Annotated in this window: 12 protein-coding genes; 3 read left to right on the top strand and 9 right to left on the bottom strand. The window is 40.9% G+C overall.

All coding sequences use genetic code 11. The annotated features are described in order from the left end of the window. The first annotated feature begins 138 nt into the window (after nucleotides 1–138). Together J3U54_RS01525 and J3U54_RS01530 are read left to right on the top strand one after the other, a co-directional pair. Nucleotides 139–1,716, top strand: coding sequence for a multicopper oxidase family protein (locus tag J3U54_RS01525; protein WP_103752949.1), 1,578 nt, complete (start codon nucleotides 139–141; stop codon nucleotides 1,714–1,716). A 160-nt stretch (nucleotides 1,717–1,876) separates the two neighbouring features. Beyond that, nucleotides 1,877–2,581: a C39 family peptidase gene (locus J3U54_RS01530; protein ID WP_103752950.1), complete on the top strand. Its 705-nt coding sequence runs from the start codon at nucleotides 1,877–1,879 to the stop codon at nucleotides 2,579–2,581. A 209-nt stretch (nucleotides 2,582–2,790) separates the two neighbouring features. Here J3U54_RS01530 and J3U54_RS01535 read toward each other — a convergent pair whose 3' ends face one another. The 5 genes from J3U54_RS01535 to J3U54_RS01555 form a co-directional block, all read right to left on the bottom strand. After that, a complete protein-coding gene (locus J3U54_RS01535) occupies nucleotides 2,791–3,267 on the bottom strand; it encodes a threonine/serine exporter family protein (RefSeq protein WP_103752951.1) in 477 nt (158 codons plus the stop codon). Nucleotide 3,268: 1 nt separating this feature from the next. Then, nucleotides 3,269–4,045, bottom strand: coding sequence for a threonine/serine exporter family protein (locus J3U54_RS01540; protein ID WP_103752952.1), 777 nt, complete (start codon nucleotides 4,043–4,045; stop codon nucleotides 3,269–3,271). Between the two features lie 7 nt (nucleotides 4,046–4,052). Further along, entirely contained in the window at nucleotides 4,053–5,600 is a 1,548-nt protein-coding gene (locus J3U54_RS01545; RefSeq protein WP_103752953.1) for an ABC-F family ATP-binding cassette domain-containing protein, read from the bottom strand. Nucleotides 5,601–5,718: 118 nt separating this feature from the next. After that, entirely contained in the window at nucleotides 5,719–6,078 is a 360-nt protein-coding gene (locus J3U54_RS01550; RefSeq protein ID WP_103752954.1) for a hypothetical protein, read from the bottom strand. 28 nt (nucleotides 6,079–6,106) lie between these two features. Further along, nucleotides 6,107–7,291, bottom strand: a complete 1,185-nt coding sequence (locus J3U54_RS01555; protein WP_267384712.1) for an LCP family protein — start codon at nucleotides 7,289–7,291, stop codon at nucleotides 6,107–6,109. Nucleotides 7,292–7,444: 153 nt separating this feature from the next. Here J3U54_RS01555 and pepF point away from each other — a divergent pair, with 153 nt between their 5' ends. After that, nucleotides 7,445–9,250, top strand: coding sequence for an oligoendopeptidase F (gene pepF / locus J3U54_RS01560; protein WP_267384714.1), 1,806 nt, complete (start codon nucleotides 7,445–7,447; stop codon nucleotides 9,248–9,250). A 105-nt stretch (nucleotides 9,251–9,355) separates the two neighbouring features. Here the strand turns inward: pepF and J3U54_RS01565 are convergent, their stop codons facing one another. The 4 genes from J3U54_RS01565 to J3U54_RS01580 all read right to left on the bottom strand — a co-directional run bounded on the left by J3U54_RS01565 (nucleotide 9,356) and on the right by J3U54_RS01580 (nucleotide 14,165). Next, complete coding sequence (locus J3U54_RS01565) at nucleotides 9,356–10,498, bottom strand: ArgE/DapE family deacylase (RefSeq protein ID WP_267384716.1); 1,143 nt, start codon at nucleotides 10,496–10,498, stop codon at nucleotides 9,356–9,358. A 15-nt stretch (nucleotides 10,499–10,513) separates the two neighbouring features. Next, complete coding sequence (locus tag J3U54_RS01570) at nucleotides 10,514–11,263, bottom strand: amino acid ABC transporter ATP-binding protein (RefSeq protein ID WP_220220204.1); 750 nt, start codon at nucleotides 11,261–11,263, stop codon at nucleotides 10,514–10,516. Then, nucleotides 11,256–12,752, bottom strand: a complete 1,497-nt coding sequence (locus tag J3U54_RS01575) for an ABC transporter substrate-binding protein/permease (protein ID WP_267384718.1) — start codon at nucleotides 12,750–12,752, stop codon at nucleotides 11,256–11,258. The genes J3U54_RS01570 and J3U54_RS01575 overlap by 8 nt, the downstream gene beginning before the upstream one ends. Nucleotides 12,753–12,929: 177 nt before the next feature. Continuing rightward, entirely contained in the window at nucleotides 12,930–14,165 is a 1,236-nt protein-coding gene (locus tag J3U54_RS01580) for a lactate oxidase (RefSeq protein WP_103752960.1), read from the bottom strand. Between the last annotated feature and the right edge of the window lie 35 nt (nucleotides 14,166–14,200).

Here is a 14,200-nt window from a genome sequence, read left to right on the forward strand (position 1 = left end):
TTGTCAAAAAGCACGATATTTAATTATCAATACGAAAACATCATTATAGCCACTTTACAAGCGTTTTCACAAAGAATAGAATTACATTGAAACTAAAAAATTTTTTACTAAATTTTTCAAACTGAAAGGTAGACAAATATGTCAGATAAAGTTTACACAGATTATTTCTATAACTCAGATGATTTTGATAAAAATCATGGTATGGGCTATAAAGAACTTCACATCCCTGAAGGCGTTGAAGCTCAACCATTAATTGTTCCACCAGTCTTAGAGCCTGATAAACAAGAATACAACGATGTTTGGTACACCATTGAATCTCAAGAAGGCGACTTCCAATTTTTACCTGGGAAAAAGACTCATACTTGGGGCTACAACTTCCCTGTTTTAGGTAAGACGATGGTCTTGACCAAGGGTCAACATGTTCACGTAACTTTGAAGAACAGCTTGCCTGAATTAACTACTTACCACTGGCATGGTATGGAAGTTTCAGGTCCTGGTAACGATGGTGCTTGTCACTCACCTGTATACCCAGGAGAAGAAAAGCACATTGACTTCACAGTTCATCAACCAGCTGCTCTTACTTGGCTTCATGCTCACCCATGTCCATCAACTGCTGCACAAGTTTGGATGGGACTCGCAATGGGTGTTGTTGTAACTGATGCTAACGAAGCACAATTACCAATTCCTAAGACCTATGGTAAAGATGAATTCCCAATTATTTTGCAAGACCGGATTTTCCACGAAGATAACCAATTTGATTACAAGGCAGATTACAATGCAATGGGTATCTTTGGTGACACACCAGTTATTAACGGTGTTGTTCGTCCTTACGTAGATGTTACTACCCAAAAAGTTCGGTTGATTTTCTTAGGTGGATCTAACCGGCGTGAATGGCGTCTGCACTTCAGCGACGACTTGGTTATGACTCAAATCGGTGGGGATGATTCATTCTTAGAGCATCCAGTTAAGATGACTAAGGTTTTAATCGGACCAGGTGAGCGTCAACAAGTTGTGGTTGACTTCAGTAACTACAAGGAAGGCGACGTTGTTAACCTTTACACTGATGACTTTAAGTTGGTTGAATTCAGAATTCACAAGTATGAAAAAGATGACAGTGTAATTCCTGACACCTTATTTAAACCATATGATCCTGTTGTTAACCCTAATTCACCAGTTCCTCACGTAACGATGGACAACCACAACATGATTAACGGCAAGCTATTCTCCATGCAAAGAATTGACATGAAGCAAGAGTTAATGACCGCTGAATACTGGGATGTAACTAACACTAATGATAAGGTTAACGGTATGCTCCACCCATTCCATATTCACGGTGCACACTTCCTTGTCGTTTCACGTAACGGTAAGGACCCATATCCAAACGAGCAAGGTGTCTACAAAGATACTGTTGAAGTTGCCCCACAAGAAACTGTTCGTTTGAAGGTTTACTTCCAAAACACAGGTGTGTTCATGTACCACTGCCACATTATCGAACACGAAGATGCTGGTATGATGGCGCAAATCCAAATCGTTGATCCTAAGGATCCAGACAAGAAGTATGACTTAATGGACATGGAAACTTTGACTAAGGCATTTGCTGAAGAAAAAGGTATTCCAATGGACGAAGTTTACTGCCCGGGAATGGATGTTGAAGGTATGGACGTTAAGGGTGAAGATCACTCAATGGACGCACTTTCCGGCGCTAGCCACCATTAATTAAAACTTAAACTTAAACAAAGTAAAAAATCGCTCAAGTAAGAGCGGTTTTTTCTTTTACCTGCTTTAGCTTAAGCAAATCACTAAAAATCAGTTAAATTTAGAGACATTGTGAAAAACAGCTTTGCTTTTATTCTATAGCCTATGTTTAAATAGCATTATGAAAAAGAATAGAAGCAAGAACCTAGTGTTCCTGTTGCTCGGCGTATTTCTTTTAGGATTAGCCTTTGCAGTCTTTAACTCAAATGATTTCAAGGACAAATACGACTGGGTAACATTAAAGTCAGCCCAAAAATTGGATGTACCACTAGAAAATCAGTATCCTGAATTGCCTAACGGCTGTGAAGTTACTTCCTTGTCAATGCTGCTGCAATATTACGGCATCAAAGTAACTAAACTTGATCTATCAGAAAATATTAAGCATGTTGCTTCTTTTTCAAGCGATGGACAGTTTCGGGGTAATCCTCATGTGGGATTTGTTGGTTATATGAGCCAAGCAAACGCTGGCTGGTGTGTTTATAACGAGCCACTTGAGCAAGTAGCCCGCAAATACACTAACCGCATTCAGAATTTCTCAGGACACGACTTCATCCAAGTCATGAAATTGGTATCTGATGGTCATCCGGTTTTGATTATCACAACACTCAAGTTCGATCATGTCAACGACATGCAAACTTGGCAGACGAAAGAAGGAGAAGTAAACGTCACTCCTTCATCACATGCCTGCGTAATTACTGGTTACAACAAGAAAAAACACCAAGTTCTCGTTAATGACCCATTTGGTCATAAAAACAAAGTGGTTTCTTGGCACAACCTGGAGAGAAGCTATAATCAGCAAGGTAAACAGGCGCTATATCTTAATTAAGTCAGTTATTTTACAAGATAGCGGCTTTTTTAGTGCACAAAAAAAGCAGATTCACTTAAGAATCTGCTTTTTCCAAATCGAGGCTCGTTAAAAAACAAGTGACTACTTCTGTTCACATCAGGTTGGTCAACAGCCAACACTTCCCGTGTCTGCCAGCTAAGGCGGGCGTCCTCATCCAAATACGCATCTCGCGTTTTTGTCGACTCGTATTACTTATTATACGTACTTTTATTCTGCTTGTAAAATTTTTTTATTCTGAAAAAGATTTCTACAAACATGCTTGATAGTAACATCCCTAAGGCGATTGAGCCTGTAACGATAATCACACGTAAAGCCGAGTCACTTGCCCCGTTAATATTACCGGCGGTTAACTCACGTACAGCCTGGTATGCGGGAACTCCTGGTACTAAAGGGACAATGGCCGGGATATAAAAGACAGTTGCCGGACACTTTTTTATTCGGGCAAAGACAATTCCTAAAATGCCAATCGCAAATGAACCCAGCAGATTAGACAATAGCCGGCCCATTGAGGCCTCCATCGCTAACCAGTAAATAATCCAGCTAATGACCCCACTAATTCCCGCCAGGTTAAGCACGCGGCGCGGAACATTAATAGTTAGGGCAAAGCCTGCTGAGGCAAGATAGGCAAAAATGATGTTAATAATTAATTCTAACCAAAATGGCATTTTATGCTCCTAAAAACTTCAAAATAATTCCAACGCCACCGCCAAGGGCAAAGGCGGTTAGCATTGCTTCACAAATCTTGCCCATTCCTGATAACAAGTCGCCCTTAAACAAGTCACGCAAGGCATTAGTTAATGCTAAGCCTGGAACCAATGGCATCAAAGCCCCGGTAAGAATATTATCAATAATCATTGCGGGAAACAGACGAACTAGCCCTACCGTGACAATCGTCATAATCATTGCTGCCACCAATTCAGCTAAATATTTGACTTTCGTAAAGCGTTTAAAATAATAAAACGAAACAAAGCCGATAGCACCAACTACTGCCGCAGCCGGAAAATCAACCCAATCATAGTTGTCCATAAACATTACCATTAGCGTTGCACTTAAAATGCCGGCGCCAATTGTTTGTAACCATAATGGAAAAACTGGGAATCCACCGTGAGCGATTTTAAATACTTGGCTTTTAACTTGGCGTAAGGTAATTTCACGCGCTGCAAAAGCCCGTGACAGCGAATTAATCCGATCAACCAGCTCTAGGTTAATATTCCGCTCATGAACCAAAATGCTTTGGCAATAGTTGCCGTGATCGATGCTCATAAAGATCCCCGTTGGCATTACAAACACCCGCGGATCCGGCTCGCCAGCGCTTTTAGCAATGCGCACCATCGTGTCTTCGACCCGGTACATCTCACTGCCGCCTTCAATCATTAACTGGCCTGCTGTCAGGCAAGTATCAAGCAATTCTTGGTAAAATAATTTATCTTTCTGTCCAGGCATAATTTCCTCAAAGTTTATTCATTGTCTCAATATCAATTGTTTTATCAACCCAGTCACCTTGGAAAAAGTCGCGCTCGTGGCTAACGATAATTACGCTGCCAGGAAACTTAACAATTGCTTGCCGCAACGCATCTTTTGAATCACGGTCAAGGTGATTGGTTGGCTCATCAAGAAAGAGTAAATTGGCCGGTTCAAACTGCATTTTAGCCAATTTCACTTTTTCCTGTTCGCCCCCGGATAATTTTTTCAAAGGACTCATCGCCTGCTGGGCGGTCACACCCAACCGAGCCAAGGCGCCACGCAGTTCCTTAGGCTTAATGCGTTCAAAGATTTCTTGCAAGTATTGCAGCGGCGTCATATTTTGGTTAGGCCAAGCTAAGTCCTGCTTAAAGTAGGCAATTTTGGCGGTTTCAGATAAAGCAAATGTCCCAAAAATCGGTTCAATCTGTCCTAGCAATGTTTTTAGCAAAGTCGTTTTACCAATGCCGTTAAAACCAGTAATTGCCACTTTTTCATTGCCACCAACCGAGAAATTAAAGGCTTCTTTTACCAAAGCGTGGTCATATCCGATTACCAAGTCTTGCGTCTGCAATAACAAGTTGGCAGCCGTTGCCACATAAGGAAATTCAAAATGCGGTTTGTGATTGCCCTTAGGCGGAGCTAAAACATCCATTCTGGCAAGTTGCCGCTCACGTGACTTAGCACTCTTAGAGCGCGTTCCCGCCTTATTTTTCCGAATATATGCTTCTTCCTTAGCAATCTTGCGTTGCTGATTAGTGTAAGCCTTCAGATAAGTTTCTCGGTTGGCTTCTTTTTGCCGCATTGCCTGCTTAAGAGTTCCAGTATAACGGGTAATTGTGCCAACATCAATATCAATAATGCAGTTCGCTATTTTGCCCAAGAAATCATAGTCATGACTAACTACTATAAAAGCGCCGGTAAAGTCATTTAGGTAGCCGACCAGCCAGTCAATATGGGAAACATCCAAATAGTTAGTTGGCTCATCCAGCAGCAATACATCAGGACTTTGTAATAATAATTTGGCTAAAATAATTTTTGATCTTTGTCCACCGGACAATTGGCTGACGTCATGATCATAACCCAATTCTGCTAGCCCCAGTCCCGAGGCAACCCGTTCAATTTCCGTATCTATGCCGTAAAAGTTATTCTCTTCCAGGTATGTTTGCAGTTTCCCCGCCCTTTCGAGCAGTTCTGCATCGCCCTTTTCCGCATATTGATTGTAAAGGGCGCTTAACTCATGTTCTTTTTGGTATAACGGTGCAAATGCTGTTCGCAGAAATTCACGAATCGTAACACCTGGGGCTAACTTAGCGTATTGATCAAGGTAGCCTACTGTTACCCGATTTTGCCATTTTACTTGACCTTCATCCGGTAACATCTCACCAGTCAAAATCTTAATTAAGGTTGATTTACCAACCCCATTTTGACCAGTGACTCCCATATGATCTTCCTTATTAAGAACAAAATTGCCATTCTCATACAAAGTTTTATCCACGAAACTTTGTCCTAAATTCTTAACTTGCAGTAAACTCATTTTACATCTCCCTCAAATTAATTATCTGTCTGCCAGTATCCAAGCAAGTTGCCTTTTTGCTCATCATCTTAAGTTGCTAATGCGCGCAATCAAAAAGGCGGGCGTTTTGCCCACCTTTTTACTTTCTTTCTTGTTCATATTTTTGCAAGGCTTCCAATATTTTAGGCCAATAACGCTTAGGCAAAATTAATTGCAATTTATCGTGATAAATTGGAAAATCACTTGCTTTCATTCCGGTAATTTCAGCCAAATCTTGATCAGATAACTTATATTCACGCGCAATCCGTTTAATTTCAACAGAAGCGTGCCCCCGAAACCATGAAAGAGCAAAGAAAAATAAGGCAAAAACACTAGCGGCCAAAATAGCGGCCGGTAAAGTCCAGTGAAATGTGCGCAAGCAAATAGCCGACGCGGCAATAAAGGCAACAAGTGCTGAAATTACGCCATAAATGACTGCGAATACTGATTGCCCACGCATATTTTTTTGCCTCCTTTGCTATCAATAACTACTGACCAGTTGAATTGTCATCACTGGTATCCGTTCCAGTTGAATTATTTTCTGATTCATCTGTCACGACTGAATGATAAATTTGGTAATTAGTAAAAGGATTAGGATCCTTCCACTTAATATTATTATTCTGCTCATTTAACTTATTGAGCTTAGTTTCATCATTATCCAATACTTTCTTTTCCAAGTCAAGATTGGTCCGGATTTTGTCAGATACCTTCTGCAGTTCCGCGGTCGAAACGACTTGGATTGATGATCCATTAATCCACGCATCGTGTCCTTGAATATAACCGCTATCGATATTTTGCGAACAGCCGCGATATGTCAATGCCAAAGCCAACATATCATTGAATGTCAGGTTGGTCCGAACATACTTGGTAAAGATTTTTACTAAATTACGGTAATTAGCAATTGAATCAACCGAGATTGCTTTGTGGACAACCGCGTTAATTACTTGCCGCTGACGCATTTGCCGCCCATAATCTCCGCGGGGATCATCGTGACGCATCCGAACATAAGCAACTGCATGCCGACCATTTAAATGCTGCTTTCCCTTATGAAAATCGCACCAGTCATAAGAAAAGTCAAACGGTACGTTAACATCGACACCGCCAACAGCATTAACGAGACTTTTGAGTGCCTTCATATTCACTTCAACATAATAATTAATCGGAACATCCAGTAATGCGGAAACTGTTCGCATCGACGCCTTGCTTCCGCCTATTCCGTAGGCAGAATTGACCCGAAACATGTTGTACTTATCTCCCGGATCGCCTAGAATATTAGCCAAGGTATCACGCGGAATCGAGGTCATTGTTGCCTTATTTTTACCAGGATTAGCGGTAGCCAAAATTAACGTATCTGAATTACCCTTATCATGACGACCCTCAAGTCCTTGATCAACACCAAGAATTAAAATTGAAATTGGTTTTCTCTGGGCAATTAACGCAGAAGTAGCAGAATTGCCACTTTGACCATCAATTGCACTGTGTAAAGCGAAATACATGTGAGCAGCCCATGCCAGGCCGCAGCTTACGCATAAAACGAGTACAATACCGCAAACTCGGGCAAAAAGATTGCCTTTTAGTGCCCCAGTCGGAGCCGCTAAAACATGATTACGGTGAAGATTAAGGGAAGAGCGCTTTTTACGGTAATCTTCTCTCCGTTTTGAATTTGGTTCCATACCTTGATTCAATTCCTTCCATAATTATCCATGTTTATTTGTATCACTTTCAAACTTGAATTAGAATATTAACAAATATAATTAATAATATCTTATTTTTTAGTTTTTAGCATAATTATTATTAAGCATATAAAAATAAAAGGAGAACTGTTAATGGCTATTCCCAAAAGAAATGAAGTCCCTGAAGAACTAAAGTGGGATCTAACCCGGATCTTTAAAACGGATAAAGACTGGGAAATCGCATACAATCAAGTTAAAAAAGATGTTCAGAGTCTAAGTAATTTAAAGGAAAAATTTACTGAATCAGGGCATAAATTATATGAAGGTTTAAACAAGATTTTGACTGTTAGTCGGAATTTAGAAAAGGTTTATGTCTATGCAACCATGTCTAGCGATGTCGACACCAGTAATGCCCACTATCTCGGATATGTGGCCCAAGTGCAGGCACTTACCAGTCAGTTCGAAGCGGCCATTGCTTTCCTCAATCCCGCAATTCTCCAAGTTCCCGAAGAAAAAATGGCACAGTTTAAGAGTGAAGAGCCACGACTGAATGACTACGCCCACATGCTGGAACAGATCACACGTAAAAGGCCGCACACGCTATCAGCCCAGGAAGAACGACTAATTGCCGATGCTGGCGATGCACTGAGTACTTCCGAAAACACCTATAATGTGTTAACCAATTCCGACATGGAATATGGTTATGTACAAAATGAAGATGGCGAAATGGTGCAATTGTCCGACGGCCTCTATTCCCTACTCATTCAGTCCCAAGACCGGGAAGTTCGTCAAAACGCTTTTGATGTTATGTATGCAACTTATGATCAATTTAAAAACTCACTTGCTTCTACCCTTTCTGGTGAAGTTAAGGAACATAACTATAACGCGCGGGTTCACCACTATGATTCGGCTAAAAATGCTGCGTTAGATGAAAATGGTATCCCCACAATTGTGTATGATACTTTAATTACTGAGGTTGACCAACACCTTGATTTACTACACGAATACGTAAATTTGCGAAAGCAAATTTTGGGCTTAAACGACTTACAAATGTGGGACATGTATGTTCCCTTAACCGGTAAGCCATCATTGAGCTATACTTTTGCGGAAGCCAAGGAGGAAGCTAAAAAAGCTTTGCGCCCTCTTGGTGAAGACTATTTGAAGCAAGTCGATTACATCTTTAATAATCGGGTAATTGACGTAGTTGAATCACAGAATAAGGCAACAGGAGCATATTCCGGTGGCTCTTATGATACAGACGCTTATGAGTTACTCAATTGGGAAAATAATGTTGATTCCCTCTATACGCTAGTGCATGAAACTGGTCACTCTGTCCACAGCATGTACACAAGACAGACGCAGCCATACGTTTATGGTGATTACCCAATTTTTGTTGCCGAAATTGCCTCTACAACTAACGAAAACATTTTAACTGAATATTTCTTAGATCATATCACTGACCCCAAGACACGGGCATTTGTCCTTAATTATTACCTTGATTCATTTAAAGGTACGTTATACCGGCAAACGCAGTTTGCAGAATTTGAGCAATTTATTCATGAAATGGATACCAAGGGCGAACCTTTGACAGCTAACCAGTTAGATGACTTTTATGGTGAACTAAATCAGCGCTATTACGGGGACGCGGTAGAACCAGGTGGTGAAATTGCCAAAGAATGGGCACGGATTCCGCACTTCTACTATAACTTCTACGTTTACCAATATGCTACGGGTTTTGCGGCTGCTACTGCTCTTGCCAATAACGTAGTTCACGGCAGCAGCGACCAAAAAGAGGCCTACCTCAATTTCTTAAAATCCGGTTCAAGCGATTACCCGGTCGAAATTATGAAACGGGCGGGCGTTGACATGACTAAGCCTGACTATCTGGAAGAAGCTTTCACAACTTTTGCACAACGCTTAACTGAATTTAAAACAATTGTGACAAAAAATCTTAAATAACCCTTGAAATTTTGCCATGTAAATAATATAACAAATATGGAAATAAAATTTCTCACATCAAAAAACCACTTCTTTGAATAAAAAGTGGTTTTTCTATAGTTAAAATTATTGGTATTCGGTCCAAAAGCGTTTGGCTAAAGCTTGGTATAATTGACATCCCAATAAATAGTCATCTACTGCAACATATTCATTTGGTTGATGATCGGTTGTCCCCGCTGCTGGTCCTAAAATGATGATTGGAAAAGTGCCAGCTTGAATATATTCAGATGAATCCGTTGCACCTGTTCCCGCCGTATACTCGCACGGCAAATTAAATTCTTGGTTAACAACCTGTTTGGCTAATCTTGCCAGTTTCGTATTTTCTTGGTTAGGCAGCGGCACTTCAGGAAAGCTATAGCTAATTTTCAACTGCGCACCCTGCTCATTTAATTGCGCTACAATCTGTTCTAATTCTTGGTATATCTGCTCATTAGGATAAACCGGTGTTGTCCTGATATTGCCTGAAAGCCAAGCATGATCAGGAACCGAGTTAATCTGACTGCCACCTTGAATCTGACTGATTACATGGGTCAAAGATCCTAAGACTGGATCCTTTTTTGTATGACTAGCCATTAAGTCCTGTGCCTTTTGGGCAAAAGCAATCAGCGGCATAATCGCATTTTGACCTTTTTCTGGTGTCGATGAATGGACACAAACTCCCTTTGAAGTCACGTAATAATCGATTACGCCCTTATGAGTTACCCGGATATTAAAGTGCGAGGGTTCACCAACAATTAAGCCAGCTAAATCTTTAGCATAGCCTTCTTTGACTAATTGCGCTGCCCCGTATTCGCCGGTTTCCTCCCCAACAGAAGCTAATAAGCGAATTCGGCCAGGCAGTTCTTGCCCACTGTCTAACAAATCAAGCATTGCAACCACCATTGCCGCAAGGCCGGATTTCATATCGCTTGCGCCCCGACCATAGAGCTTGCCATCTTTAATTGTTGCTTCAAACGGCGGAAACTGCCAATTTGCCAAATCACCAGCTGACACAACATCCTCATGCCCAGAAAAGCCGAGCAATGGACCATGATTTCCCATTATCACAACTAAATTGTCTCGTCCGGGTGCATAAGTGACACGTTCAATGTTAACAGGATAATTTTTAAATAAGTTCGTCAGATAATCAGCAACTAGACTTTCATGATCATTGGCCGAATCAATCGCGATTAAATCGCTCAGAATTCTAAGTGCACGTTTTTTATCCACAATTTTATCCTCTTTTTATGCTTCTAGTACTTTTGCCAAAAATTCCTGCGCCCGCTTGGTCTTTGGTTGGGCAAAAAATTCTTGTGGTGCCGCCTTTTCTTGTACATAACCGTCTGCCATGAACCAAACTTCATCGGCAACGTTTTTGGCAAAGCCCATCTCATGAGTGACCACCACCATGGTCATCCCTTTTTGCGCTAAATCTTGCATTACTTTCAATACTTCGCCGACCATTTCTGGATCAAGAGCCGAAGTTGGTTCATCAAACAGCATCACTTCTGGATCCATAGCTAATGCCCGTGCAATCGCCACTCGCTGCTGCTGACCACCAGATAAGCTTGCTGGAAATGCTTCAGCTTTATCTTCCAGCCCAACTTGTTTGAGCAGTTCAATGCCCTTAGCCGTTGCTTCCTCATCGCTAAGCTTTTTGACTTTCATTGGCGCCAATTTGATATTTTCAATAATATTCATATGTGGAAATAAGTTGAATTGTTGAAAAACCATTCCCATTTTTTCACGTAAAGTATCTAGTTGATCCTCACTTAAAGCGGTTAGTTCCTGCCCGTTAAACAGTACTTTGCCGGAAGTCGGCTCGTCTAAAAGATTAAGACAGCGTAAAAAGGTACTTTTTCCCGCGCCACTTGGACCAACCAAGCAGATCACCTGTCCATCATCAACTTCTGCGTTAATATCCTTTAAAACTTCATTATGACCGAATGTCTTTTTCAAATGTTCTACTTCAATAACTGGGGCCTTGTTAGTCATGATTCATTTTCCTTTCAAATACTTTCATCAAGCTGGACAGGCCAAAGGTGATGATAAAGTACAAAATCATTGTAATTACTAATGGCATGACTCCACGATAAGTATCAGCCTGAACAATTCTTGACTGGTAAATCAGGTCTTTAACACCAATAACAGAAACAATTGAACTTTCCTTAATCAAGGAAACGAACTCGTTTCCCAGAGCAGGCCAAATATTTTTCATAGCCTGCGGCATAATTACATAGCGCATCGTTGCCGAGCGTGACAGTCCTAATGAACGTGAGGCTTCTGTCTGTCCTGTCGCAATTGAATTTATTCCTGACCGAATAACCTCCGCAACGTAAGCCGCCGAGTTCAGTGAAACAGCAATGATTCCTGACAAAAGTGCCGGAATATTGACTACTAAACCTAGGCCAAAATAGATAAAGAGCAGTTGGACCATTAAAGGCGTTCCCCGCACAAATTCAATATATGCCGTTGCAATTGAATGAGCAATTTCATTATGGCTTAACCGCATTAAAGCCAAAATTGTTCCTAGTAAAAAGCCAAAAATGACTGAGATTGCTGAAATAAACAGGGTATAGCCAACACCAGCAATAAAGAAGTCTTTATATGCCCACATTGAGTTCGAAGCCTTAGCCTCTTTTTTAGTTTTTCCACCTGCTAGGTATTTACCGGCTTTTGGTAAATAAACCTTGTTAATCAAATCCTTCTTTTTAATCTCAGCAATCGATTTATTTGCCGCTTTGACTAAACTTGTAGCACCTTTATGAAAAGCTACGGCAGAACCATCAGAAGTTATCTTTAATCCTGAAGGAATCGCCATGATGCCATCCGTATTTTTGGCAAAAGCAGCTGCAGTGGCGGTATCAACTGCCACCGCATCGAACTTATTGGTTTTCAAAGCTAAGATAAGATCACTGTCTTTATCCATCGTTTTCAGTTTGGTCTGTTTTGCTTGCTCCTTAATCAGAGTTGCCTGCAAACTGCCAGTCTGAGCACCGATTGCCTTGCCTTTAAAAGAACGGAAGTCATGGTACTTATCTTTATCAGCCTTTCTAATCAGTAAATCTTGTCCACTTCTATAATAAGCCGTACTAAAATCTACACTCTGAGCCCGCTTAGGTGTTGCGGTCATCCCAGAAATGACCATATCGATCTTGCCAGTTTCCAAGGCGACAAGTAAGGAATCAAAATCCATTGTCCGAACAACTAATTTGACCCCTAAATCGTGAGCAATTTTTTGCCCAACCTCAATGTCCATCCCGACTACCTTAGACTTGCCATTAATATTTTTGACAAATTCATAGGGAGGAAAGTCTGGACTGGTTCCCATAACCAGCTCGCCCTTATTTTTTACTTTTTTCAGGTAAGTATCCGTTATTTTAGTGGTTTGAGTGTCTTTGGCAGCTACTGTTTTTTGCGGCACTAAGGCCAACAACATGAACGCTGTGAGGACTATCTCAAGCCATTTCCACGCCTTTTTCATAACTTTTCCTCCATTATCAGCTTTTACATTATAGCAATTATAATAATATAAATATTAAATTACAACGTCATATTTGACTTTCTTTCTCATTTTTGGTAATCAAAATAAAAAATGTTCTGCTTACTAACCTTGTTAGATCGTAAATGCAGAACATTTTCGTTAATAATATTTAAAATTCTATTCTTGAGAAGCACCAGAAACAGCATCGGTTGCTGAATCTTCTTCTTTTAGCTGATTATCATTAGTTACAGGATACGGGGTAATTCTTGATGGATCAGTATTTGACTTCAAGTTATCAGCAGTATAGTTGAAATGTGTCAACCGGGCATGCTTAATATCTGCAATCGTCTTGCAACCAGTTAATTGCATATCAATTAACAATTCCTGGTTAAGCTGTTCAATCACTGATTGAACGCCCTTTGCACCGCCAAGTGCCAAACCGTATAGATATGGGCGACCAATTCCGACCAAATCAGCACCAAGGGCTAAAGCCTTGAAGACATGCGAACCGCGCCGTACGCCTGAATCAAAGATGATTGGTACACGGTGGTCAACTGCCTTAGCAATTTCTGGCAACATGTCGATTGTTGCTGGACCACAGTCAATTTCACGACCACCATGATTAGTTACGTAAATTCCGTCAGCACCGGCACCCATTGCTAAGAAGGCATCTTCAGCACAAACAACACCTTTAACAAAGACAGGTAAGCCTGACATTTCCTTAATCCGCTTAATATCTTCTGGGCCAATCTTTTGTGCCGAAGAAGCATACATTTGCGCAACAGTTTGACCTTCACCCTTTGCGCCTTGATAGCGGGTAAAGAAATCTAGTGGAACTGGATAAGCAAATTTAGTTCTTAAGTTAGCTTCACGAAAACCGGAAACAAGAGCATCAACGGTTAATAAAATACCAGAATAACCAGCTTTTTTAACTGCATCAAAGACCATCTTATTGAAATCCCAGTCCTTACTTAAGTAAAGTTGGAAAAATCTTGGTGCATTGGGAGCTGCAGCCGCAATATCTTCAACACTCTTGTTTGCATAAGTACTTGATGTAAATAAAGCACCAGCCGCAGCAGCACCCTTTTGTGTAGCAACTTCAGCATCCTTATGTGCAATACCGTGGCAAGCTATTGGTGAAATCATTACTGGCGTTTTAAGCTTCATTCCCATAAATTCGGTATCAAGTTGCGGACTATCCATGTTAGTCAACGCACGAGGCACAATTTGGAAATGATTAAACGCAGCAGTATTATTACGCCATGTCCACTCATTCTCCGAGCCAGAGGCAATATAATAATAAGCTCCTTCTGGCATGACTTCTTTTGCACGCTCCTCAAGTTCATCGAGGTTAATCATGTTTATTGCTTCGTCCCGATCACTTTGAGGAAATCCATTATAATATGATGTCATTGATAAGACTCCTTTGTTTCAAAACTATCTCCTTC

It is taken from the genome of Lactobacillus sp. B4007 (assembly GCF_026535895.1).
Taxonomy (GTDB): domain Bacteria; phylum Bacillota; class Bacilli; order Lactobacillales; family Lactobacillaceae; genus Lactobacillus; species Lactobacillus panisapium.